Source organism: Croceitalea sp. W27 (genome assembly GCF_055693185.1).
On the sequence record NZ_CM146327.1, the window covers coordinates 3,122,179 to 3,144,900 of the forward strand.

Genomic DNA, 22,722 nt, shown 5'->3' on the forward strand with positions numbered 1-22,722 from the left:
CGGGATTTTTCATTTCCTACCTTTGTTAAAGTGAAACAAGATAAAAAAGACATACGCGCACTTACAAAAGATCAGTTGAGAGATTTTTTTGTTTCCCAAGGGGATAAGGCTTTTCGTGGTAATCAGGTCTACGAATGGTTATGGCAAAAAGCTGCTCATTCTTTTGATGTGATGACCAATGTTTCTAAAGAAACGAGAGATATGTTAGCGGCAAACTTTGTCATCAATCATATTAAGGTTGATCAAATGCAACGAAGTTCTGATGGTACCATAAAAAATGCGGTACGCCTTCACGATAGTTTAATTGTAGAGTCCGTTTTAATACCAACAGCTACCAGAACTACGGCATGTGTTTCTAGTCAAGTAGGTTGTAGTTTAGATTGTAAATTTTGTGCCACATCTAGATTAAAACGAATGCGCAATCTAAATCCTGATGAAATTTATGATCAAGTTGTAGTCATTGACAATGAAAGCAGATTGTATTTTGATAGGCCGTTGAGCAATATCGTTTTTATGGGCATGGGAGAACCCTTAATGAATTACAATAATGTTCTTAAATCCATAGAAAAAATTACTTCAAAAGAAGGTTTGGGTATGTCTCCTAAGCGAATTACGGTTTCAACGTCAGGGGTGCCCAAAATGATTAGAAAAATGGCCGATGATGGGGTGAAATTCAACCTTGCGGTTTCCTTACATTCAGCTATAGATGAGGTGAGAACTTCGATTATGCCCTTTAACGAAACCTTTCCTCTTAAAGATTTACGGGAAGCCCTTGAATATTGGTATGCTAAGACCAAAAATAGAATTACTTATGAATATGTAGTTTGGAACGGAATTAATGACACTCAAGCAGATGTAAATGCATTGGTTAAGTTTTGTCGTTTTGCCCCTTCTAAAGTGAACATTATAGAATATAACCCTATTGACGATGGTGAATTTCAACAGGCATCAAGTAGTGCTATTGAAATGTATCAAAAAACTTTAGAGGCTAATGGAATTACTGTTACGATACGACGTTCTCGTGGTAAAGATATTGATGCGGCATGTGGTCAATTGGCCAATAAATCTTGAGTTTTTGATCGATTGCCTAAATTCTTGACGCTAGTTTTTGTTATTCGTCTTAAAACTACAATCCAACTGCATACAGCTCTACCTTTTTCGCTACTTTTGATGTACAAACCAAAGCAGTCCAGTCCGACTCCATAATTGAAAATTGTAGCGCAAATACGTGAGCCCATTGAAAATGAGATGGAACTTTTTGAAGAAAAGTTTCGTGGCTCAATGTCCTCTAAAGTTGCACTTTTTAATAGAATTACCTACTACATCGTAAATAGAAAAGGGAAGCAGATGCGCCCCATGTTCGTTTTTTTAACGGCCAAGCTTTTGAACAAGGGCCAAGTCTCTGAGCGAACTTATACCGGAGCTTCAATTATTGAATTGATACATACAGCTAGTTTGGTTCATGACGATGTCGTAGATGACAGCAACAAGCGCCGCGGCTTTTTCTCTATTAATGCACTTTGGAAAAATAAAATCGCTGTTTTGGTGGGCGATTATCTTTTTTCAAAAGGATTACTGGTAGCTTTAGAAAAGGGCGATTATGACTTATTGCAGATTATCTCCAATTCGGTAAAAGAAATGAGCGAAGGCGAGCTGCTGCAAATTGAAAAAGCCAGACGCCTTGATATTACCGAAGAAGTTTATTATGATATCATTAAGCAAAAAACTGCTACACTTATCGCTGCTTGTTGCAGTATGGGGGCAGCTTCGGTAAAACCAGATTCAGAAGAGGTTGCTGTTTTTAGAAAATTCGGGCAATTGTGCGGTATGGCATTTCAGATAAAAGATGATCTATTCGATTATGGCAGCGAACGTATTGGCAAGCCTACTGGTATAGATATAAAGGAGCAAAAAATGACACTTCCTTTGATATACGCTTTGAACAATAGTTCTAAAGATAAAAAGCGTTGGTTGATCAACTCCATAAAAAATCATAACAAAGACAAGAAACGCGTCAAAGAGGTCATTGCTTACGTGAAGGAAAAAGGTGGGCTGGATTATGCCGTGGTAAAAATGCTTCAATTTAAGGATGAAGCCTTGTCTTTGTTGAATAACTACGAAGACTCCGAATATAAGAGAGCACTTATGTTAATGGTGAATTACGTGGTGGATAGAAAAAAATAACTACCCAGGGCAACCTTTTTAAATCTTCCTGCGTCTATATTTATAGAAGCGTCCATTTAGCACGTACAATACAAACCGAGAACTTTTGAAAATTATTTCATTTTATAGTAATGAAAAGCAATTGCTTAAAAAGGCAATCTCTGGCAATAGAGATGCACAACGCACTATTTATGAAAAATTTGCTCCTAAAATGTTAAGTGTTTGTAGGCAGTACATCAAGGATGTGCATTTTGCAGAAGATGTCATGGTAAACGGTTTTGTAAAGGTCTTTAAAAATTTGAGCGCTTTTGAACATAGAGGAAGTTTTGAAGGTTGGATCCGTAGAATAATGGTTCGTGAAAGCATATCGTACTTGAGAAAACAACAGTTTGTGGTTTTTGATGACGAAATAGTGGATAAAAATGAGCGATTTGAGAGTAATTCAGCTTCTATAATCGATGTTGAAGGGGTACAGCAACTCATAGATGCTTTGCCTGAAGGATATAAAATGGTTTTTGTGCTCTATGCTGTTGAAGGGTATAAACATCATGAAATTGCCAAGATGTTAGAAATTTCAGAAGGAACTTCAAAGTCGCAATTATTCAAAGCAAGAAAATTGCTTCAAGAAAATTTAAGATTAAAAGGAATAACAAAAAAAGTATCATACTGAGATGCCATGCAGAGCCCGTCGAAGTATTATAAAATAATATGGAAAAATTAGAAAAACATATAAAAGAAAAGTTGGAGCAACGTGAGATTTCGCCAAGCACCACAGCCTGGGAGCGTGTGGAGTCTTCTCTGGGCGCTGACGTTCAAAAAAGTAGCAGAGATGGCTATTGGTATGCTATTGCGGCATGTTTAATAGGTCTTCTGGTAATCTCGGTGGTATTCTTTAATACACAGAATAATGAATCTGCTACTCAAATAGTAAATGTTGAAAGCGAAAAGGATAGTAATTCTGAAAGTAATGAACAAACTGATATTGTAGTGACCAGTAACGAGAAGAATAACATTCAAATTGTCGAAGAAAGTAACCGAGCGAATCCGGTGACTAGTCCTATTAAGGAAGAAGTCATTCAAAGTGACAAGGGTTTAGCTGTTGTGGAACCTTTATCTGACAAAGAGAAAGTAGTTAAAGACAATTTTGTGAGTACAAAAGCCGAAGATTTGATTATCAATAAAAAAGTTGAGGAAGTACTTGCTACGGTAATTAATCTCGAAAGTATGGCCAACCAGGTTACAGATGCAGAGATTGACTCCCTTTTAAGAAGCGCTCAACAAGATGTTTTAAAAGAACGCTTGTTTCAACAAGATGGTAAAGTAGATGCCATGGCCTTACTCAATGAAGTTGAGATTGAGTTAGACCAATCTTTTAGAAATAAAATCTTTGAAAAATTAAAACAAGGTTTTTTTAAGGCACGCACCGCAGTAGCTGACCGAAACCAATAAATTATTCATCAATCAAAAACTCCCAATTAAATTCCTCCCCTTTTGGGGGAGGTTATGAGGGGGCATAAAATCAAAATCATCATGAAAAACGTTACAACCATTTTAGTAAGCTTGCTGTTATTTTTTCTAATCCAGAGTGTGGTAGCTCAAAGCAGTGATTATCAAAAGAAAATAGAAACTCTAAAGGCACAAAAAGAAAAAATCACCCAACAAGAAAAGAAAGCGCTTAAATTAGAGGTGGAAGAAATCAATAAGCGGGTTGAACGTGGTTCTATTTCAAGTTCAGAAGCAGAAACCTTAAAAGCTGAGGCAGCTAAAAAAAGGGCATTGAATATTGATAATAGATTGGCCATTATTGATAATAAAATCGCATTGTTAGAAAGAAATGACGGGGATGTTTTGAGCGATACAAGTGGAGATCCAAATGTAGAAGATCAGATAAGAATAGGCATCGACGTGAATGGAAAACCATTTGAAGAAATCTTTTTTAGTACTAAAAACTGGAAACGAGAGCTTAAATATGATCGACGAACCTATTCTGACTTTGTAATGGCGATTGGTCTTAATAATGCTTTAATTGATGGCCAGTCTTTAGACGATTCACCATATAAAATTGGAGGTAGTCGGTTTTTTGAATTGGGCGTGCAATGGCGCACAAGAGTTTTTAAGAATTCTAATTTTATGAGATTGAACTATGGTTTTTCATTCCAGTTTAATGGTCTAAAACCAAATGATAACCAATTTTTTGTAGAAAATGGAGACCAAACTGAACTACAAGAATTTGATTTACAATTGAGGAAGTCTAAACTACGGATGGATAACTTGGTCTTTCCAGTACATTTTGAATTTGGGCCATCAAAGTTTAAGGAAACTGAGAAAACAATACGGTATTCGATATATAAACAATTTCGCTTTGGTATAGGGGCTTATGGTGGATTCAATATTGGTACGCGTCAAAAATTAAAGTATGATTTTAATGGGGAGCGGGTCAAAGATAAATTTAAGAGAGATTACAATACAAGCGATTTAATATATGGGTTAAGTGCTTATACCGGGGTTGGTGGAACGTTACTTTATGTTAAGTATGATTTAAACCCGATATTTAAAGATGCAGCTGTAAAGCAACGGAACATTTCTTTAGGACTTCGATTTGATTTATAACTAATTTGAGATTTCTTCTAGCATCTCGGTACTAAATTCCTTATTATAATATACACGTTTACAATGGGAGCATTCCGCATAGCGGGATGTTCCTATTTTAAATAAGGGTATCCAGAACAAGTGAAACAGGTTGGGTCGCACTGTTACCGTTAAAGTCTTAATCTGAGAACAGTGAGGACATGTGGTGTTTTGTAATATTTTAGTAGATGGCTTTCCAGTTTTTGTGCCAAAGAAAAGAATCATTTTTCATTACATTTGAGTTTGTAATTTACAGAATTAAAACTTCCCTCCATGCGAGGGACTAGCGGAAGCCTTATGATTTCAAAAACCACCATTGACCAAGTATATGAAACCGCTCGTTTAGAGGAGGTCATTGGTGATTTTGTACAATTAAAAAAATCAGGTTCTAACTTCAAAGGGCTGAGTCCATTTTCAGATGAAAGAACACCTAGTTTCATGGTGTCGCCAGTTAAGCAGATCTGGAAAGACTTTAGTAGCGGAAAAGGTGGCAATGTGGTGGCGTTTTTAATGGAACATGAGCACTTCACCTACCCCGAGGCAATTAAATACTTGGCTAAAAAGTATAATATTGAAATCGAGGAGACGGAGCAGACCGATGAACAGAAAGAACAGGCCAACGAGCGCGAAAGTATGTTCTTGGTTTCTGAATATGCCAATACATATTTTATAAAAACCTTATGGGAAACCGAGCCTGGTAAGGCAATTGCCCTTTCGTATTTTAAGGAGCGCGGATTTACGGATGAAACCATAAAGAAGTTTGGTCTTGGGTTTAACCCTAATGAATGGGAAGCTTTTACAAAAAGTGCTCTTGACAATGGTTATCAATTAGAGTACTTGGTAAAAACCGGACTTACTATTGTAAAAGAACACGCTGAAGGCGAAACCAAAAAATTTGATAGATTTAAAGGTAGGGTAATGTTTCCCATCCATTCGATGAGCGGGCGTGTTCTGGGTTTTGGAGGTCGAATACTTACCAATGATAAAAAGGCCGCTAAATATTTAAACTCCCCAGAAAGTGATATTTATCATAAAAGCAAGGTGCTCTATGGTATTTACTATGCCAAGAAAGCCATCGCAAAAGAAGATAGGTGTTATTTGGTCGAGGGGTATACCGATGTTATTCAAATGCATCAAAGGGGAATCGAAAACGTTGTCTCATCTAGTGGTACAGCTTTGACCCCTGAGCAGATTCGCTTGATAAATAGGCTAACCAAGAATATTACGGTTCTTTTTGATGGCGATGCAGCTGGGCTAAGAGCTTCACTCCGTGGTATCGATTTGATTTTAGAGCAAGGGATGAACGTAAAGGTTTGTTCTTTTCCAGAAGGTGAGGATCCTGATAGTTTTGCCAAAAACAATGCTTATGAAGATGTAGTTCTTTATTTGGAAGAAAATGCTAAGGATTTTATTCAATTTAAAACATCGCTACTGGCCGAAGAGGCTGCTAACGACCCAATAAAAAGAGCGGATACTGTACGTGACATCGTAAATAGCATTTCTAAGATTCCGGATCAGATTCAAAAAGAAATCTACATTCAAGAATGTGCCAAGATTATGCAAATTTCTGAAGAAGTCTTGTATAATACACTAGCGCAGATTGACAAAAAAGGAGCTGCAGATGCGAATAAAAAAAACAAGCAAGAGCAAAGAGCCTTTGAAGTGGTCAAAAATGACCGGGTGGTCGAAAAAGTAGATGTGCAATATGAATTGGAGCGAAAAATAATAGAACTTTTATTATTGTACGGAAGCCAAAAGGAAGAATTCGAAGATTTGGTGTTAAAAGAAAATGAAGAAGGTGATTTAATCTTGGCCCCCGAAGTTATAGAGGCAAAGGTTTACGAAAAAGTGTATTTAGATCTTCAAGAAGATGAAATAGAACTTACCAATGATAGTTTTAGAACGGTCTATTATAAACTGATAGAAGGTTTAAATGAAAACGAGGATTTTTCTATCAATTCTTTTTTGTCAGAGCTCGATCAAGATATAGTGCAAGAAGTATCCTCAATTCTTATGGATGAAGAGCGATATATATTGCATGATTGGGAGCGCAAAGATATTTATCCAAAGGATAAGAAAAATAGTATTGCACAATTGGTTGGAGAAACCATTCTTACGTTAAGGTGCAATCTTATCAAAAACCGAATTGCTCACTTACAAAAAGATACGGAAGAAAATAGAGGTTATGAACACAAAGAAGTCGTAGAAGAAATTATGAATTATTTGCAGCTAAATAAACTGTTGAATGCAAAGCTGAATAGAGTACTTTCTTAAACAAGAAAAACCCCAGTAAGTTGGGGTTTTTGTACATCTTGAATGCTATTTTCTTAGTACAATTCCAACGCTTTTGCTTGCTGAAGTAAATCAACCAAGTTGTCTACGTTTAACTTACGCATTAACCTTGCCTTGTACGTACTAACTGTTTTTTCGTTAAGGTTTAAACCTTCGGCAACTTCTTTATTACGTTTTCCACTTGCAAGAAGTTTTAATACTTCAATCTCTCTGGTAGATAATTTTCTAAAGAATCTTCTTGGCTTTTGTGAGCCTTCGTCAAAAGCTAAGCGCTGTGCTAATTCGTTTGTAATAAACATATTTCCTTCAGCAACTTTTTTGATGGCCGACACAATGTACTCTATGTCGGCAGCTTTTGAAAGGTAACCGAACGCCCCGGCACGAATACTACTTAAAGCGTAAACATCTTCAGATTGTCCACTGAACATCAGTACTTTGGCTTCAGGAAATTCTTGTTTCATTTTTCTTAAAGTGGCAATACCATTGATATCGGGAATATCCATTTCTAGCATTACGACATCGGGAGAAACTTTTTCTAAAGTTTCAAAAAGTTCAGAAGTCGAAGACACATCGGCAACCACATCAAAACCAGAAGCAGCTTCCAGAACTTGCTTTACTCCTAATCTTACTACAGGGTGACTGTCTGCAATTAAAACTTTAATCATTATAGTAGGTTTTATTTTTTGTTAAAACTTTTTAGTAATCAATTCCTTACAACAAAGGCAGGGCAATATAGCTAAAATAGTCGAACAAAGATTCATTTTTTTTATTAAAACCATAAAATTTTATGGTTTTTATTCGTTTTACTACGCTGATTTATAGTTGAGTGGTTGTTTTTAACGTTTCCGGAATCTCACAAACAGGTATAGGAATCATCTTATGTTGGTTGGCAGTATTTAGTTTTTTATAGATTGTGAAGACTACTTTTTCCCTGTCGGAAAAATCATCGGCCGTTTTTCCTTGGTCATCCATCGCCATCGCCCATTCTAATTCTGGGTAACTTGCGCCTATTTGATCTTCATCGGTTCTACTATCACCCCAAAGGCCATCTGTGGGTGCCGCTTCTATAATTTCTTGGTTAACTCCTAACACCTTTGCTATTTCGTAAACTTCAGACTTCAGTAAATCTGCAATGGGGCTTAAATCTACTCCGCCATCACCATATTTGGTATAGAACCCAACGCCAAAATCCTCTACTTTATTGCCTGTACCTGCTACTAGGTAACCCTTTAGTGCCGCAAAATAGTAAAGTGAGGTCATTCGTAGTCGTGCACGTGTATTTGCTAATGACATAAATCGGTCTTCTTCTTTTTCAACTTTTGGAAATGCATCGACCAGACTATCAAATACGGGAGTGAGTTCGACCTTTTGCCTATTTACGCTATTAAAATTTTTTATTAACCAAGCAATATGCCGGTCAGCTCTGGTCACTTGGTTTTTACCCTGATGTATGGGCATCTCTAAACATAAAAGGTCAAGCCCTGTTTTGGCGCAAAGGGTTGAGGTTACTGCAGAGTCGATACCCCCTGAAACCCCAATGACAAATCCTTTACATTTTGCGTTTACTGCATATTCTTTTAGCCAATTAACAATATGTTCTATTACCTTTTCAGTTTGCATAGTTCTCTTTTAAAGTCAAAAATTTACCTTTGTGCCTTGTAAAATTAAACCCTGAAAGGTAAAAAATGAAGTTGTTTCAAAAATACTTTCTAATTCTTATCACTATTGGGCTATTTTTTTCGTGTAAAGAGGAAGATAAAAACGAAAAGGCGATTAATGCCATAGCTATGGATGTTGAGCTTATTCGCTTCGATAGGTTGTTCGCAGGTGCCACGTCGGAGGATATCCCAGAACTTAAAGCCAGCTACCCTTATTTGTTTCCTAAGCAATACTCAGACAGTGTTTGGATTGCCAAATTAACCGATACTCTACAAATAGAGCTGGAAGAAGAGGTAAATAAGGTATTCAGAAGTTTTGAAGACGAGTCAGAAGATATCGAGTCGCTTTTTAAACACTTTAAATACTATTTTCCAAGGTTTTATCCTCCAAAGGTGATTACTGTAATTTCTGATGTAAACTATAATGATCGGGTGATTTTGGCAGATTCTTTGTTGCTTTTGGGGCTAGATAACTATTTGGGTGAAGAACATTATTTCTATTCCGGTTTACCGAATTATGTCGCAAAAGGATTGGATAAAGACTATTTAACATCAAATATTGCAAATGCTTTAGCCAAGCGTGTAAACAAATATCCTAGAAACCGTTCTTTTCTATCTAGAATGGTATACTATGGTAAAGAGTTGTATTTAATTGATAGGCTCATACCAAATACGGAGGACTATCAAAAAATCGGATATACCAAAGAGGAGCTAGATTGGGCACGAATTAATGAGGAGCAGATTTGGCGGCATTTTATTGAAGAAGAGTTGTTATATAGTACCGATGCTAAACTAGACCGCAGGTTTTTAGACCCAGCACCCTTTTCTAAATTTGGATTAGAATTGGATAGCGAATCACCGGGCAGATTAGGGCGTTATATGGGATGGCAGATTGTTAGGGCGTTTATGGACAAAAACCCGAATATTAGCCCAACACAATTACTTAGCTTACCAGCGGATGATATTTTTAAAAAATCAAATTACAAACCAAAAAGATAATGGCAGTAGCACATACTTCAGAAATAAGATTAAAAGTCGGGCTTGACGAAAACAGGGTTCCAGAACAACTCACATGGTCGGCGGAAGATGGCGGTATAGATAACGAAAGTGCAAAAGCGATGATGCTTTCGGTTTGGGATAGCAAAAATCAAGAGTCTTTAAAGATTGATTTATGGACAAAAGATATGCCCGTCGATGAAATGAAAACCTTTTTTCATCAAACTTTGGTAACCATGGCAGACACTTTTATGAAAGCCACGCAAGACGAAAAGATGACTGCTACTATGAAGGATTTCTGTGATTATTTCGCTGAAAAACTTGAGCTTAAGAGTTGAGTTACTTTGAATAACGGTAATGCCCAATAATCTTATAATCAAAAAGGCAGTCTTGTAACACTTGGCCAGCTCCGATATTGTGAACGATCAAGTATCGCTTTCTATCACTTGATTTCTGGTTGCTTACTAGCCCAATATGGGTTATTGCTCCACCTAAATTCCAACATACAATATCGCCAGGTTGGTAATCTTCTCCTTTATTTGAGATAGGTTTTGTTTTCCCAAAGCGTTCAAAGAAAACCATTAAGTTGGGTACCCGCCTATGGTCTATGTTTGTATCGGTACGTTTTAGGCCCCAGATTTTAGGATATGCATTAAAGTTTGCACGCATATCTTCATGAACCTCTTTTTGAAGGTCGATATTCAATTTTCGATAGGCCCTAATGATGACATCTGTACAAACACCTTTTGCGGCAGGAATATCTCCATTCGGATATGAAATAGAAAAATAACTCGGGTCATAGATTACTTTGTCTTTGGTAAGTATGTATGCAGAATCGGCCAGTTTTTCATAGAAAAGCTCTTGGCCAAACATAAAGCAGCAGTGTATAAAAAATAATAAAGCGAGTATCTTCTGTTTTTTCATTTTTATGATATGGCTTCGTCAAATCTATCGAACTGTCTTTTATGCTCACCTTTTAGTTCTAGGTCATTTTCAATCTTAGTTTTTGTGGGCCGAAGGATAAAAAGATAAATTAATAAGACCCCGCCGATAGTCAAATACAAAAGATTACCTGTCTGACCAAACCATATAATATTAAGAAATGCAGGCCCTTCAATTAAAGCATATTGAATGAGTGAAGCTGATTGTAGTCCGGCTAATTTGTCACGTAGATGTTCTTTTTGTTTTAGCGGTTTTAAAAAAGTGCGGTAGACAACTTTACTTGTAAAAATTCCTACCAGGGCAATAAGCGGGAATATATAAATAAAAATATCTTCTTGAGAGCCATTAGCATTTACTTCTGTATTTAGGTAAAAAAAAATTCCAGCTAGAAGTGGACCGGCCAACATGCCAAAATGAATGATTGAATGGGTTTTGATTATTTTTCTTGGAGAAGTCGCTGTCATTTGCCTGTTAGTTTTCTAATTTGGATTTACTTGATGGAAATTAAAGCTTTAGATGTTAAATTGAGAATAAACCAATGTATTTTTATTCGATGAAAAAGAAAACCCAACAAAAACTCGTTTTTGTGTATAACGCCAATTCGGGTGCAAGAAATGCGTTCATGGATAGTATGCAAAAGGTTTTTAGTCCTTCAACTTATGATTGTAAGTTATGTGATATTATATACGGAGTAGTTTCTGAAAATCGAACATGGAAAAAGTTTAGACAGAATTACCAACATAAAATGGTATTTCTCCATAAAGATGAATTTGCTAAGCAATATGCCAGTAAATTCGGCTATAAATTCGAGTTTCCGATTGTACTCATTGAAGGTGGTAATGGTCTCGAAGTATTAATTTCAAAAGAAGAAATGGATGGTTTAAAAACCTCATATGGCTTAATTAGATTACTAAAAGAACGAACATAGCTCCCCATTCCGATCAGGGAAAAGAGGAGCTAATCTTAATAGAGTCTCTTATTCTACTTTTTCTGCTACCCAAACTGATAAAAACCCCCTGTTTAATGCGTGAGTCGTGCCATATAGCTTGCCATTTTCAAAGTAGAATGCTGTATTGTACTGCCCAGAATTATCACCAGAGGTTAATGCGCCATAGATAATGCCCAGTTGCGTATTAATTTTGCCATTTTTAAGTGCAACACCTTTTCGATAAAAAGTACCCTTCATCTCTTTATTGTCGACACTTGTAATACGCATAATGGCAAAATTAGAGTCACTTTTATCTTGCGGGCTCATATCTAATTTCCATTCTCCTAAGAGAACATTAGTGTTTGCGTCCATGGCTTTTTGCGAAAAAGCTGAATTCATTAAAGAGAAAAAAATGATTGCTACTACTGTTGTTTTCATGATATATATTTTTTTGTTTGATCAAACCTAGGTTATCGTACAGGAGATAGCGCTCCAATTTTAAAATTGAAACCATTTTAAAAACAGGTAGGGGTGTCAAATAAAAAATTGAACCTTAAAAAGATGTTTTTAATTCACTAGGTGAAATGCCCAAATGTTTTTTAACCGCTCTATTAAAGGAGGACTTGGAATTGAAGCCAGCTTCATAAGCCAAGCTTAAAAGTGTGTATTTGGAATTTTCTGGTCGTTGCAATAAAAGTTGTAATTCTTCTACCCTCAACTGATTGATATAATCCGCGAATTTTTTTTGCTTTACGGTGTTCAGACATTTGGTTAATAAGTAGGGTTTAATATTCATTTTTGACGCCAAAACACTTAAAGTTAGTTCTGGATCTTTGAACCATTTGTTTTTTTTCATGGTAAGCTCTAACTCTTTTTCGATAAGTGTTAACTGTGCTAGTTCTTCGTTGGAGATTCTAGCTTTTAAATTTTTAAAGTCTTTTCTTTTATAACCTTCAAGGCCCAACCAATAGGTGAGACCTGCAATTCCTATGAAAAATGGATAATAATAAAATTGGGTAAAATAAAAATATGAAGTAAACCGAGCATTATTTATAAAGATGAAGTCTACCAAAAGAATGCCCAATACCAGCGAAAAATAAACTTTGAATGCCATTAAAACCCTTTTAAGCCAGTCCATATTGCCGCTGGATATAGCTGCTTTTAGGTCTGTTGATTTCATTAGTCGTTGCGCTTTGGTGGTATAAATGATAATTAAAATACTAGCGACAAAATAAATAGTTGAAAGGTTCATCCAAACTACATAGCCCCAGTAGCCCAGCCAAGAAAGGCTCTCTCTGGAGCCCTCCCAATATAGGTTTTGTAAACGTACGAAGATGCTAAAGCCAATTTGAACTACGAAAGGAATAAAATGTAATAGGTCTTTCTTTTGAAACTTGAAGTTCGGGGCAATATGCGATTTTAAATAAAAATATAATAGGGGACCATGTATCCAACTAAAATCTAGCATGAAATAATACCAGATATCATAACGCCCTAAACCAAACAATCGCAGTATTTGAACCAACAGACGATAAGAGAGAAAAAATAAAATTGTCGCAAGCAATCTATTTGCTTGCGCGTTCTCTTTGGTGCTTTTAAGTAAGATGCCTCCATAAATGACCCCTTGTACACAACCAATTGATAGTAAAATTATGATTAGGGTCGTTGTAGTATCCATCATTAATTGAAAATAAGCATTTCAAAAAAGAAATCTAAAACTAATCAATTTAAAAACAGAGAAATGGATAATGTCTGTTGCAATAAAAAGGATTTAGCTATTTTTTTTACCAAAAAAACTCTCGTTAATATCGTTGATATATGACAATAAAGCTTCTTTTCCCATGCGATTTGAAGATGAGGTCACAAAGTGAGGCGGGGCCTCTTCCCATGCGGTTTCTAGAAGCAAGTTTAGATAAGTGTTTACGTGTCTTTCTATTGCCCCTGGTTTTAGTTTGTCAGCCTTGGTAAATATTATGGCAAATGGGACCCCGTTAGCGCCCAACCATTCCATAAATTCTAAATCAATGGGTTGGGGTTCATGACGAATGTCTACCAGTACAAAAGAGCATACAAGTTGTTTTCGCTTTTCAAAATAGGCTGTGATATATTTCTGAAATACTTTTTTATCCTTTTTACTGACCCGTGCGTAACCATAACCGGGCAAATCGACCAAAAACCAATTTTGGTTGATTTTAAAATGATTGATCAATTGTGTTTTTCCTGGTCTGCCCGATGTTTTAGCAAGACTCTTGCGGTCAACCAACATATTAATGAGTGATGATTTACCTACGTTAGAACGTCCGATAAAAGCATATTCAGGCAGCGGCTCCTTAGGGCATTTGGCCACATCTGAATTACTCATTACAAATTCAGCTGAGGTAATTTTCATTTTGGCTAGAAATTACGTTGGTTCAACCAAGATTCTAAAATCGTATTGAATTCATTTGGGTGTTCCATCATTGGGGCATGACCACATTTTTCTATCCAAAAAAGATCTGAATCAGGTAGAAGCTCATGAAACTCTTTGGCAACGTTTGGTGGCGTAACGCTATCATTTTCTCCCCAAATAATACAGGTAGGGGTTTTCATTTTAGGTAAATCTTTAGACATATTATGTCTTATGGCACTTTTGGCAATCGCCAAGGTTTTGACCAATTTCATACGGTCGTTTACCGTTGCAAAAACTTCATCAACAATTTCTTTTGTCGCAACTTCAGGGTCGTAAAAAACATCTTGCGCTTTTTTCTTTATAAACTCATAATCTCCTCTTTTTGGGTAACCGTCGCCCATTGCGCTTTCATAGAGTCCAGAACTTCCCGTAATCACTAAGGCCTTGACCATTTCAGGAAACATTTTAGTGTGAAGTAAACCAATATGGCCCCCCAATGAGTTTCCAAGAAGAATGACATTTTTTAAGCCCTTGAATTCTATAAAACCTTCTAAGAACTTCGCAAAATTCTTGACTGTGGTCTTCAACATTGGCATGTCATAGATGGGTAGCTCTGGCACCAAAACTTTATATCCTTTTTTAGGAAAATAATCGGTGACACCATGAAAATTGCTGAGCCCACCCATTAGTCCGTGAAGTATAATTATAGGGGTGCCTTCACCAATTTCTATGTATCTGTATTTGCCTTCAGAAATAATTTGGTCTTCCATCTAAGTTAGTTGGTCAAGAACGGCAAATATAGGCATTTCATATCATTCAAAATCTTTCGTTCCGCAGTTCTTAAAAGTCGTGAAATCTGTCTAAGATGACCATTTTTTATTTTGAAAAGGTGGAATTTATTTATTTCGGAGTGGAAAATTTATTAACAAAGTGGATTTTTGTGGAAATATCTGCAAATAAAATCTATATATTTGAGTTATTAATTATAATTAACACACTTTTAGTTGACTTCAATCGTCGGACAATACGAATGCAAAGCTGATGCGAAAGGGAGAATTAACCTTCCTACCTCGTTAAAAAATAAGCTCTTCCCTTATATCAAGGATGAGTTTGTTATCAAGCGTGCCGTATTCAAAACCTGCCTAGAACTTCATCCAAGGGTAAAGTTTGACGAGGTGATGCAAAAAGTGATGAAAAAGGGTGGTAGAGGCAAGCAATTTGAATTGTTCTTAATGCGATTTACCGCAGGTTTAAAAGAAGTGCCTGTCGATGAAGATACAGGGCGATTGCAAATTCCGAAAAATCTTTTCGAGTACGCCGGTATTAAAAAAGAAGTGGTTTTAAATGCCTCTCATGATAAGATTGAGATTTGGGATAAGGCGCAATATGAGGCAACACTAGAGTCAATGTCAGATGAAGATTACGAGGCATTGGCCGAAAACATTTTTGATGTCGACGAGTGAATCGTACCATAATCCTGTTCTACTTGTAGAGTCGGTAGATGGGTTGAATATAAAAGAAAATGGAGTGTATGTTGATGTCACCTTCGGGGGTGGCGGTCACTCCAAAGAAATATTAAAAAGACTGGGCGAAAAAGGAAAGCTATATGCTTTTGATCAAGACGAAGATGCACTAGAGAATGCGATTGATGATGACAGATTCGTATTGATTAATGAGAATTTTAGGTTTCTACGACAGTTTTTAAAGTTCTATGGCATTCTAAAAGTTGATGGAATTTTGGCAGATTTTGGGGTGTCTTCGCATCAATTCGATGAGGCTAAACGTGGATTTTCAATACGGTTTGATGCTGATTTGGATATGCGGATGAGTAAAAACAACAGACGTTCAGCTTATGATGTGGTTAACAACTACCCACAAGAAGAACTGGCAAGAGTGCTGTTCGAATATGGCGAGCTGCGTAACGCAGCGGCTATTTCTAAAACGATAGTCGATTCAAGAAACGAAAATCGAATCAAAACAACAGATCAATTAAAGACTGTTTTGAAGCCCTTTTTGGCAAAGATGAAAGAGAACAAAATTTTGGCACAAATCTATCAGGCTATTCGAATTGAGGTTAACCAAGAAATTGAAGTATTAAAGGAGTTTTTGTTGCAAACCCCTGAAATGTTGGATAAAGGAGGACGATTGAGTTTGATGAGTTACCACTCTTTAGAAGATAGACTTGTAAAAAGATTTATTAGAGATGGTCGATTTGAAGGCGAAGCGGAAAAGGATTTTTATGGAAACACCAATGTGCCCTTAAAAAAAGTTGGTGGATTAATAGTTCCGTCGGCAAAGGAGATTGCAAAGAATAATAGAGCAAGAAGTGCAAAGCTGCGTATAGCAGAACGTAGATAAGAATAGTTGAAAATGAGAAAGGGATTATTGGACATACTTAAAGGTAAGTTTTTGGTCGGAGCGGATGCTGCGCCTAAGAACTGGCTTTTTCTGCTCTTCGCTTCCTTTTTGGCAGCTATGATGATTTCTAGTAGCCATCAGGCTGACAAAAAAGTTCATGAGATTTCGCAATTGAATGAAGAGGTGCGGGCGCTTAGTAGCGAATTTGTTAAAAATCGAAGAGATCTTCAGCAGTTAAAACTAGAATCTTCATTGAAAAATGAAGTTGTTGCAAAAGGTTTGAGGCCATCGACAAATCCACCTCAAAAAATAATAGTCAAAACAGAAAACTAAGTGGCAATAAAAGAGAAAAATATAATGAATAGACTCTACCTCATCGCAGGGGGTCTTCTTCTCTTTGCCGTTGCTGTAGTGGTGAAATTGGTGGATATACAAATGGTCAAGGGTCAGACCTATAAGGATATGGCAATGGCCAAGACCGAGAAAATGTTTACCATTCAGCCAAATCGCGGTAACATCTATGCGGACGACGGAAGTCTTCTTGCTGCATCTGTAGCCAAGTATGAAATACGTTTTGATGCAAATACAGTCACTGAAAAAGACTGGAAAGCTAACATAGGTCCTTTATGTGATTCATTGGGCGTACTTTTTAATAGGCCTTCTTCATATTACAAACAATTACTGCGTAAAGCACGTGCAAATAGAAATGGCTATAAGTTAATCGCAAGAAATGTTGAATATTTAGACTATGCGCGTATGCGTAAGTTTCCTTTATTTCGATATGGTCCTAATCGTGGAGGTTTCATGGAGTCGCATCGCGTAGTGCGTGAATATCCACTTGGCGGAATGGCAGCACGTAGTATTGGTTATGAAAAAATAGATAATGAAGGGCATTTTACCAGAGTTGGTTTAGACGGAGCTTTTGGAAAGGATTTCTTAAGAGGTAATGAAGGAAAACGGCTAAAACAAAAAAGTGCAGGAAGCCAATGGAAACCAGTTGGGTTCGATAATATCGTTGAGCCACAAGATGGTAGAGATATTGTAACAACCATTAATACCAATATTCAGGACATCGCTCATCATGCTCTGCTAAAGCAATTGGAGTATTACAAAGCAGATCATGGATGTGTAGTAGTAATGGAAACAAAAACAGGAGAGGTAAAAGCCATTTCAAATTTAGGAAGGACCAAAGAGGGAAAATATTATGAGCGGTTGAACTATGCTGTTGGGGAATCTCATGAACCAGGGTCTACGTTTAAATTAATGTCTATGGTCGCCGCTTTAGAAGATAAAGTAGTAGACACAAGTACCGTTTTTGATACTGAAAAAGGACGGTGGAGAATTTATGATAGAACGGTGAGAGATTCTAAGTGGGGAGGTTATGGTAAAATTTCAATGGCAAAGGCTTTTGCCTTGTCGTCGAATACAGCTTTTGCTAAAATGATCCATGAGAATTATAAAGAAAACCCTAAGAGATACGTAGATAGGCTCATGAATATGGGCTTGCATGAAGATTTAGGTTTGCCCATAGTTGGTGAAGGTCAACCTGTAATACGATACCCTGGTGATAAAGGATGGTCTGGAATTTCTTTGGCCTGGATGTCTCATGGATATGAAGTTGCAATGACGCCGATGCAAACCTTAGCTTTTTACAATGCAATTGCCAATGATGGTGAACTGGTTCGACCTCGATTCATCAAAGAGGCGAGAGTCGGGAATAAGGTGCTCAAAGAATTCGGTAAGGAAGTCATAAATCCTTCTATCTGCTCAAAAGAAACGGTAAAAAAAGTTCGTCAGCTCTTAAAAGATGTTGTTGAACAGGATTATGGTACAGGAAATGGACTTTACGCAAAGAATTTTTCCATGGCAGGTAAAACCGGTACTGCGCAGAAAAATTATGTTGCAAAAGACCCGGATAAACTTCAGTACATCTCATCTTTTGTAGGCTACTTTCCTGCTGATAACCCAAAATATTCTTGCATTGTAATTATTCATGAACCTGATAGGGAGGTAGGTATTTATGGCGCTGATGTGGCCGGACCTGTATTTAAAGATATGGCCCAAAAAATACATACAATTTCGCCGGTTGTAGATGAAGTTTTACCTGTAAAAATAGAATACGGACCATTAGAAAAGGCTTATGAAAAGTTTTATGCCCATGCTCAAAAAGAGTACCATAAAGTTCCGAATTTAAAAGGAATGAGCGGAATGGATGCTATTGCGATTCTTGAAAATTTAGGATTGCAAGTTGAAGTAAGTGGTAATGGAAAAGTAAAAACACAATCCGTAGCGGAAGGAACAAATATTAACGATGTCACTAAAATAGTCTTGCAATTGTCATGAAGTTACTAAAAGACATATTGTACGGTGTTAGTCTTACTGCAGTAAGTGGTGATACCAATGTTATGGTAAATCATCTACATTTTGATTCTAGAAAAGTCGAGATGGATGATGTATTTGTTGCTATAAAAGGTTTGATTACCGATGGCCATAAATACATACAAACCGCTATCAATCAAGGTGCAAAGGCAATTGTTTGTGAGAAGCTCCCCAAAATACTAGTAAGCGGGGTGACCTATCTAGAAGTGGATAATGGCAACAAGGCCTTGGCTATAATGGCTTCCAATTTTTATGAGAATCCTTCTAAAAACTTAAAACTGGTCGGCGTTACCGGCACTAACGGTAAGACTACTGTAAGTTCATTATTGTACAGTCTATTTAAAAAGGCTGGTTATAAAGTGGGCTTGATATCTACCATTAAGATTATGGTAGACGAAAAAGAATACCCGACTACCCATACCACCCCAGATGCGATGACCATAAATTGGCATTTGCATTTAATGAATCAAGAAGGTGTGGAGTTCTGCTTTATGGAGGTAAGTTCACATGGTATTCATCAAAAAAGAGCGGAGGGCTTGCATTTTGAAGGAGCGATATTTACCAATTTGTCGCATGACCATTTAGACTATCATAAAACTTTTGCCGAGTATAGAGACACTAAAAAGCAGTTGTTCGACGGCCTTTCAAAAACGGCATTTGCACTTACTAATTTTGATGATAAAAATGGCATGGTAATGCTTCAAAATACCAAAGCCAGAAAATATACCTATGCATTAAAATCATTCGCTGATTACAGGGCACAAATTTTAGAAAACCAAATAAACGGCCAATTATTAAAGATTGACGACAACCAACTTTGGTCAAAATTAATAGGTGATTTTAACGCATATAACCTCTTGGCAATCTACGCCACCGCTGATATTCTAGGATTGGAAAAGCTTGAGATTCTAAGACTTATCAGTGAATTGGAAAACGTAGATGGAAGGTTTCAATATTTTATATCGAAAGAGAAAATTACGGCTATAGTTGATTATGCCCATACGCCGGATGCACTTAAAAATGTGTTGGTTACTATCAATGCATTGAGGACTGGAAATGAAAACGTCATCACCGTAGTGGGGTGTGGTGGTGACCGTGATAAGTCTAAGCGTCCGGTTATGGGTCATATCGCTTCAGAAATGAGCAATCAGGCCATCTTTACTTCAGACAACCCAAGAACTGAATCGCCAGAAGTAATCATTGAAGAGATGGAAGCTGGTGTAGAACCTCAGAATATAAAAAAGATTTTAGCAATCGAGAATAGAAAACAGGCTATAAAAACGGCTTGTAAATTGGCTTCGGCCAACGATATCATACTTGTGGCCGGCAAGGGTCATGAGAATTATCAAGAAACCAATGGAAAGCGCATTGACTTTGACGATTTTAAAGAAGTTAAAGCTGCGCTCAACAGTTTAAATAAATAATGTAGTAATGCTATACTACCTTTTTGAATTTTTAGAACAACAATACCAATTGCCTGGGGCTTCCTTATTTCAGTTTCAGACTTTTAGGGCAGGTATGGCTGTGCTATTGTCATTGCTTATTGCTATGATTTATGGTAAGCGTATTATTGTTTTTCTACAGGCAAAACAAATAGGTGAAAGTGTTCGTGATTTAGGTTTAGAAGGTCAAAAAGAAAAAGCGGGTACACCTACCATGGGTGGTTTGATCATCATTATGTCTACATTGATTCCAGTTATTCTATTTGCCGATATAAAGAATATCTACATCATTTTGTTGATTGTTACTACCGTATGGATGGGAATCATTGGGTTTATCGATGATTATATTAAAATCTTCAAGAAAAATAAAAAAGGTTTAAAAGGTAGGTTTAAAGTTTTAGGCCAAGTAGTTCTAGGATTGATAGTAGGGGCTACACTTTATTTTCACCCAGGGGTCACCATGAAAGAGAAAGATGGTACCATGATTACTAAAGACTTTAAAGTAGAAAAGGTAATTGGCAAAGAGAAAAAATCAACAAAAACCAATGTTCCCTTTTTTAAGAATAACGAATTGGATTATGCAGACTTTATTTCGTGGGCCGGTGAAGGAATGAAAGATTATGCTTGGTTAATATTTATTCCTGTAGTGATTTTAATAGTGACGGCGGTTTCTAATGGCGCAAACCTTACAGATGGTATTGATGGACTTGCAGCGGGTTCTTCGGCGATAATTGTACTTACACTTGGCATTTTTACATTGGTGTCCGGTAATATAGAATTCTCCTCTTATCTCGATATTTTTTATATCCCAAAGGTTGGCGAGTTACTAGTTTTTATTGCGGCTTTTGTGGGAGCCTTAGTTGGTTTTTTATGGTATAATACCTTTCCTGCGCAGGTTTTTATGGGAGATACGGGCAGCTTGACCATTGGTGGGGTAATCGCAGTGATTGCCATAATCGTAAGAAAAGAATTGCTTATTCCAATATTATGCGGAATCTTCTTTGCAGAATCAATTTCGGTGATGTTGCAAGTAGGGTACTTTAAGCATACAAAGAAAAAATATGGCGAGGGTAAAAGAATATTCTTAATGGCACCCTTACACCATCATTATCAAAAGAAATCTTATCACGAAAGCAAAATAGTAACCCGCTTTTGGATTATTGGGATTATGCTCGCAATTGTGAGTATTGTCACATTAAAAATACGATAAGATGCAACGATTGGTGGTTCTTGGTGGAGGAGAAAGTGGAGTAGGTACGGCCATCTTGGGGAAACAAAAAGGCTTTGAGGTTTTTGTTTCCGACAAAGGAAAGATAAAAGAAGAATACAAAAAAGTTCTTGAACATTTTGAGATTGAATGGGAAGAAAATAGGCATACGGAAGCTGAAGTTTTAAAGGCCGATGTGGTAATGAAAAGCCCTGGTATACCCGATAAGGTTCCTTTGGTGGAACGCTTGGTAAATAATTGTATCCCCGTTATTTCTGAAATCGAGTTTGCATCAAAATATACCGATGCAATAATTATAGGAATTACTGGGAGTAATGGCAAGACCACTACGACAATGCTGGCTAATCACCTTTTGAAAGAAGGTGGTTTACATGTTGGTATGGCAGGCAATATTGGTGATAGTTATGCAAAAATGGTCGCCGAAAATGATTTTAGCCACTACGTGTTGGAAATAAGCAGCTTTCAATTAGATGGGATACTGGAATTTAAACCTAAAGTCGCCATTATAACCAACATTACACCAGATCATTTAGATCGGTATGAATATCGATTTGAAAACTATATCGCTTCTAAATTTCGTATTGCAATGAATCAAGATGAAACAGATTATCTGATTTATGATGCTGATTATGAAGTTATAGTTGATTGGTTAAAAGAACATCCTGTTAAATCCAAATTAGTCCCTTTTTCACTCAAAAGAGAACAAGAGTACGGGGCTTGGTTAGATAAAAATATTATTAGAATAAACATAGAACACAAAACTTTGAAAATGAGCACAGATTTTTTAGCCTTAGAAGGGCAACACAATGTAAAAAACGCTATGGCTGCAAGTCTTGCTTCACTTTTGGTGAATGTTCGTAAAGAGACTATTCTACAAAGTATACAAAATTTTCAGGGAGCTCCACACCGTTTGGAAAAGGTATTGAAAATCAACCATGTTGAATACGTGAACGATTCAAAGGCAACCAATATTAACGCAACATATTACGCATTAGAGGGTATTAAAAAGCCTATTGTTTGGATTGTTGGTGGTGTGGATAAAGGAAACGATTATAGCGAGTTAATGCCCATGGTCCGTGAAAAGGTTAAGGCAATTATTTGTCTGGGGGTAGATAATTCAAAATTGATTGAGGCCTTCGGTAATGTCGTTGAGCCATTGGTAGAAACTTTTTCAATGGAAGAGGCTATTAAAGTAGCATATAAAATTTCGGAGCGCGGAGATACCGTGCTGTTATCACCTGCTTGCGCAAGTTTTGACCTTTTCGAAAATTATGAGGATAGAGGCAATCAGTTTAAAGCGGCAATTAAAAAATTATAAG

Annotated in this window: 25 protein-coding genes; 16 read left to right on the plus strand and 9 right to left on the minus strand. The window is 36.8% G+C overall.

Annotated elements, in window-relative coordinates:
* The first annotated feature begins 30 nt into the window (after window positions 1–30).
* The 5 genes from rlmN (at window position 31) to ACZ1GR_RS14070 (ending at window position 4,773) form a co-directional block, all read left to right on the plus strand.
* Window positions 31–1,071 (plus strand): dual-specificity RNA methyltransferase RlmN, encoded by a 1,041-nt coding sequence (rlmN, locus tag ACZ1GR_RS14050; protein ID WP_377767254.1) that lies wholly within the window; start codon window positions 31–33, stop codon window positions 1,069–1,071.
* 135 nt (window positions 1,072–1,206) lie between these two features.
* A complete protein-coding gene (locus ACZ1GR_RS14055) occupies window positions 1,207–2,184 on the plus strand; it encodes a polyprenyl synthetase family protein (protein ID WP_472609550.1) in 978 nt (325 codons plus the stop codon).
* A gap of 85 nt (window positions 2,185–2,269) precedes the next feature.
* The gene (locus tag ACZ1GR_RS14060; RefSeq protein WP_472609551.1) at window positions 2,270–2,833 is read left to right on the plus strand and encodes an RNA polymerase sigma factor; all 564 of its coding nucleotides are present in this window, start codon (window positions 2,270–2,272) and stop codon (window positions 2,831–2,833) included.
* A gap of 38 nt (window positions 2,834–2,871) precedes the next feature.
* Window positions 2,872–3,612: a hypothetical protein gene (locus ACZ1GR_RS14065; RefSeq protein ID WP_472609552.1), complete on the plus strand. Its 741-nt coding sequence runs from the start codon at window positions 2,872–2,874 to the stop codon at window positions 3,610–3,612.
* A gap of 81 nt (window positions 3,613–3,693) precedes the next feature.
* The gene (locus ACZ1GR_RS14070; RefSeq protein WP_472609553.1) at window positions 3,694–4,773 is read left to right on the plus strand and encodes a coiled-coil domain-containing protein; all 1,080 of its coding nucleotides are present in this window, start codon (window positions 3,694–3,696) and stop codon (window positions 4,771–4,773) included.
* Here the strand turns inward: ACZ1GR_RS14070 and ACZ1GR_RS14075 are convergent, their stop codons facing one another.
* Window positions 4,774–5,016, minus strand: a complete 243-nt coding sequence (locus tag ACZ1GR_RS14075; protein WP_472609554.1) for a zinc-ribbon domain-containing protein — start codon at window positions 5,014–5,016, stop codon at window positions 4,774–4,776.
* A 72-nt stretch (window positions 5,017–5,088) separates the two neighbouring features.
* Here ACZ1GR_RS14075 and dnaG point away from each other — a divergent pair, with 72 nt between their 5' ends.
* Window positions 5,089–7,065 carry a DNA primase gene (dnaG, locus tag ACZ1GR_RS14080; RefSeq protein WP_472611824.1) on the plus strand — a complete coding sequence of 659 codons (1,977 nt, stop codon included), beginning with the start codon at window positions 5,089–5,091 and terminating at the stop codon, window positions 7,063–7,065.
* A 53-nt stretch (window positions 7,066–7,118) separates the two neighbouring features.
* On the opposite strand, the gene ACZ1GR_RS14085 is transcribed toward dnaG, so the two are convergent.
* On the minus strand, window positions 7,119–7,748 hold the full coding sequence (locus ACZ1GR_RS14085; protein WP_377767246.1) for a response regulator: 630 nt from the start codon (window positions 7,746–7,748) through the stop codon (window positions 7,119–7,121).
* Window positions 7,749–7,899: 151 nt separating this feature from the next.
* The gene (nadE, locus tag ACZ1GR_RS14090) at window positions 7,900–8,703 is read right to left on the minus strand and encodes an NAD(+) synthase (RefSeq protein ID WP_472609555.1); all 804 of its coding nucleotides are present in this window, start codon (window positions 8,701–8,703) and stop codon (window positions 7,900–7,902) included.
* A gap of 65 nt (window positions 8,704–8,768) precedes the next feature.
* Here nadE and gldB point away from each other — a divergent pair, with 65 nt between their 5' ends.
* Both gldB and gldC read left to right on the plus strand, forming a co-directional pair.
* Window positions 8,769–9,740 (plus strand): gliding motility lipoprotein GldB, encoded by a 972-nt coding sequence (gene gldB / locus ACZ1GR_RS14095; RefSeq protein ID WP_472609556.1) that lies wholly within the window; start codon window positions 8,769–8,771, stop codon window positions 9,738–9,740.
* Window positions 9,740–10,075 (plus strand): gliding motility protein GldC, encoded by a 336-nt coding sequence (gene gldC / locus ACZ1GR_RS14100; protein ID WP_377767242.1) that lies wholly within the window; start codon window positions 9,740–9,742, stop codon window positions 10,073–10,075. The genes gldB and gldC overlap by 1 nt, the downstream gene beginning before the upstream one ends.
* A 1-nt stretch (window position 10,076) precedes the next feature.
* Here gldC and ACZ1GR_RS14105 read toward each other — a convergent pair whose 3' ends face one another.
* Window positions 10,077–10,661, minus strand: coding sequence for a DUF1287 domain-containing protein (locus ACZ1GR_RS14105; protein ID WP_472609557.1), 585 nt, complete (start codon window positions 10,659–10,661; stop codon window positions 10,077–10,079).
* 2 nt (window positions 10,662–10,663) lie between these two features.
* Entirely contained in the window at window positions 10,664–11,143 is a 480-nt protein-coding gene (locus tag ACZ1GR_RS14110) for a hypothetical protein (protein ID WP_472609558.1), read from the minus strand.
* Between the two features lie 89 nt (window positions 11,144–11,232).
* Here ACZ1GR_RS14110 and ACZ1GR_RS14115 point away from each other — a divergent pair, with 89 nt between their 5' ends.
* On the plus strand, window positions 11,233–11,607 hold the full coding sequence (locus tag ACZ1GR_RS14115; protein ID WP_472609559.1) for a GTPase: 375 nt from the start codon (window positions 11,233–11,235) through the stop codon (window positions 11,605–11,607).
* 48 nt (window positions 11,608–11,655) lie between these two features.
* Here the strand turns inward: ACZ1GR_RS14115 and ACZ1GR_RS14120 are convergent, their stop codons facing one another.
* The 4 genes from ACZ1GR_RS14120 to ACZ1GR_RS14135 form a co-directional block, all read right to left on the minus strand.
* Window positions 11,656–12,045 carry a hypothetical protein gene (locus ACZ1GR_RS14120; protein ID WP_472609560.1) on the minus strand — a complete coding sequence of 130 codons (390 nt, stop codon included), beginning with the start codon at window positions 12,043–12,045 and terminating at the stop codon, window positions 11,656–11,658.
* 115 nt (window positions 12,046–12,160) lie between these two features.
* Entirely contained in the window at window positions 12,161–13,288 is a 1,128-nt protein-coding gene (locus tag ACZ1GR_RS14125; protein WP_472609561.1) for a helix-turn-helix transcriptional regulator, read from the minus strand.
* Window positions 13,289–13,378: 90 nt separating this feature from the next.
* On the minus strand, window positions 13,379–13,996 hold the full coding sequence (yihA, locus tag ACZ1GR_RS14130) for a ribosome biogenesis GTP-binding protein YihA/YsxC (protein WP_472609562.1): 618 nt from the start codon (window positions 13,994–13,996) through the stop codon (window positions 13,379–13,381).
* A 5-nt stretch (window positions 13,997–14,001) separates the two neighbouring features.
* Window positions 14,002–14,766 (minus strand): alpha/beta fold hydrolase, encoded by a 765-nt coding sequence (locus tag ACZ1GR_RS14135; protein ID WP_472609563.1) that lies wholly within the window; start codon window positions 14,764–14,766, stop codon window positions 14,002–14,004.
* A 234-nt stretch (window positions 14,767–15,000) separates the two neighbouring features.
* Between ACZ1GR_RS14135 and ACZ1GR_RS14140 the strand changes: the two genes are divergently transcribed.
* The 7 genes from ACZ1GR_RS14140 to murD are packed head-to-tail and all read left to right on the plus strand — an operon-like array spanning window position 15,001 to window position 22,721.
* Window positions 15,001–15,459 (plus strand): division/cell wall cluster transcriptional repressor MraZ, encoded by a 459-nt coding sequence (locus tag ACZ1GR_RS14140; RefSeq protein WP_377767232.1) that lies wholly within the window; start codon window positions 15,001–15,003, stop codon window positions 15,457–15,459.
* Entirely contained in the window at window positions 15,446–16,354 is a 909-nt protein-coding gene (gene rsmH, locus ACZ1GR_RS14145) for a 16S rRNA (cytosine(1402)-N(4))-methyltransferase RsmH (protein ID WP_472609564.1), read from the plus strand. Before ACZ1GR_RS14140 ends, rsmH begins: the two co-directional genes overlap by 14 nt.
* Before the next feature lie 12 nt (window positions 16,355–16,366).
* Window positions 16,367–16,687 carry an FtsL-like putative cell division protein gene (locus tag ACZ1GR_RS14150; protein WP_472609565.1) on the plus strand — a complete coding sequence of 107 codons (321 nt, stop codon included), beginning with the start codon at window positions 16,367–16,369 and terminating at the stop codon, window positions 16,685–16,687.
* Window positions 16,688–18,697 carry a penicillin-binding protein gene (locus tag ACZ1GR_RS14155; protein ID WP_472609566.1) on the plus strand — a complete coding sequence of 670 codons (2,010 nt, stop codon included), beginning with the start codon at window positions 16,688–16,690 and terminating at the stop codon, window positions 18,695–18,697. It begins immediately after the preceding gene.
* Window positions 18,694–20,157 (plus strand): UDP-N-acetylmuramoyl-L-alanyl-D-glutamate--2,6-diaminopimelate ligase, encoded by a 1,464-nt coding sequence (locus ACZ1GR_RS14160; RefSeq protein ID WP_472609567.1) that lies wholly within the window; start codon window positions 18,694–18,696, stop codon window positions 20,155–20,157. The genes ACZ1GR_RS14155 and ACZ1GR_RS14160 overlap by 4 nt, the downstream gene beginning before the upstream one ends.
* Before the next feature lie 7 nt (window positions 20,158–20,164).
* On the plus strand, window positions 20,165–21,385 hold the full coding sequence (gene mraY / locus ACZ1GR_RS14165) for a phospho-N-acetylmuramoyl-pentapeptide-transferase (protein ID WP_472609568.1): 1,221 nt from the start codon (window positions 20,165–20,167) through the stop codon (window positions 21,383–21,385).
* A 1-nt stretch (window position 21,386) separates the two neighbouring features.
* Window positions 21,387–22,721, plus strand: coding sequence for a UDP-N-acetylmuramoyl-L-alanine--D-glutamate ligase (gene murD / locus ACZ1GR_RS14170; protein ID WP_472609569.1), 1,335 nt, complete (start codon window positions 21,387–21,389; stop codon window positions 22,719–22,721).
* Window position 22,722 lies beyond the last annotated feature (1 nt).

Bases quoted from the DNA above. Each gene is read 5' to 3' on its own strand.
- ACZ1GR_RS14085 (WP_377767246.1), bottom strand. From the start codon at position 7,748: ATGATTAAAGTTTTAATTGCAGACAGTCACCCTGTAGTAAGATTAGGA.
- ACZ1GR_RS14120 (WP_472609560.1), bottom strand. From the start codon at position 12,045: ATGAAAACAACAGTAGTAGCAATCATTTTTTTCTCTTTAATGAATTCA.
- ACZ1GR_RS14075 (WP_472609554.1), bottom strand. From the start codon at position 5,016: ATGATTCTTTTCTTTGGCACAAAAACTGGAAAGCCATCTACTAAAATA.
- ACZ1GR_RS14125 (WP_472609561.1), bottom strand. From the start codon at position 13,288: ATGATGGATACTACAACGACCCTAATCATAATTTTACTATCAATTGGT.
- ACZ1GR_RS14070 (WP_472609553.1), top strand. From the start codon at position 3,694: ATGAAAAACGTTACAACCATTTTAGTAAGCTTGCTGTTATTTTTTCTA.
- mraY (WP_472609568.1), top strand. From the start codon at position 20,165: ATGCTATACTACCTTTTTGAATTTTTAGAACAACAATACCAATTGCCT.
- ACZ1GR_RS14160 (WP_472609567.1), top strand. From the start codon at position 18,694: ATGAAGTTACTAAAAGACATATTGTACGGTGTTAGTCTTACTGCAGTA.
- dnaG (WP_472611824.1), top strand. From the start codon at position 5,089: ATGATTTCAAAAACCACCATTGACCAAGTATATGAAACCGCTCGTTTA.
- gldB (WP_472609556.1), top strand. From the start codon at position 8,769: ATGAAGTTGTTTCAAAAATACTTTCTAATTCTTATCACTATTGGGCTA.
- gldC (WP_377767242.1), top strand. From the start codon at position 9,740: ATGGCAGTAGCACATACTTCAGAAATAAGATTAAAAGTCGGGCTTGAC.
- ACZ1GR_RS14150 (WP_472609565.1), top strand. From the start codon at position 16,367: ATGAGAAAGGGATTATTGGACATACTTAAAGGTAAGTTTTTGGTCGGA.
- yihA (WP_472609562.1), bottom strand. From the start codon at position 13,996: ATGAAAATTACCTCAGCTGAATTTGTAATGAGTAATTCAGATGTGGCC.
- ACZ1GR_RS14065 (WP_472609552.1), top strand. From the start codon at position 2,872: ATGGAAAAATTAGAAAAACATATAAAAGAAAAGTTGGAGCAACGTGAG.
- ACZ1GR_RS14110 (WP_472609558.1), bottom strand. From the start codon at position 11,143: ATGACAGCGACTTCTCCAAGAAAAATAATCAAAACCCATTCAATCATT.
- ACZ1GR_RS14115 (WP_472609559.1), top strand. From the start codon at position 11,233: ATGAAAAAGAAAACCCAACAAAAACTCGTTTTTGTGTATAACGCCAAT.
- ACZ1GR_RS14135 (WP_472609563.1), bottom strand. From the start codon at position 14,766: ATGGAAGACCAAATTATTTCTGAAGGCAAATACAGATACATAGAAATT.
- nadE (WP_472609555.1), bottom strand. From the start codon at position 8,703: ATGCAAACTGAAAAGGTAATAGAACATATTGTTAATTGGCTAAAAGAA.
- murD (WP_472609569.1), top strand. From the start codon at position 21,387: ATGCAACGATTGGTGGTTCTTGGTGGAGGAGAAAGTGGAGTAGGTACG.
- rsmH (WP_472609564.1), top strand. From the start codon at position 15,446: ATGTCGACGAGTGAATCGTACCATAATCCTGTTCTACTTGTAGAGTCG.
- ACZ1GR_RS14105 (WP_472609557.1), bottom strand. From the start codon at position 10,661: ATGAAAAAACAGAAGATACTCGCTTTATTATTTTTTATACACTGCTGC.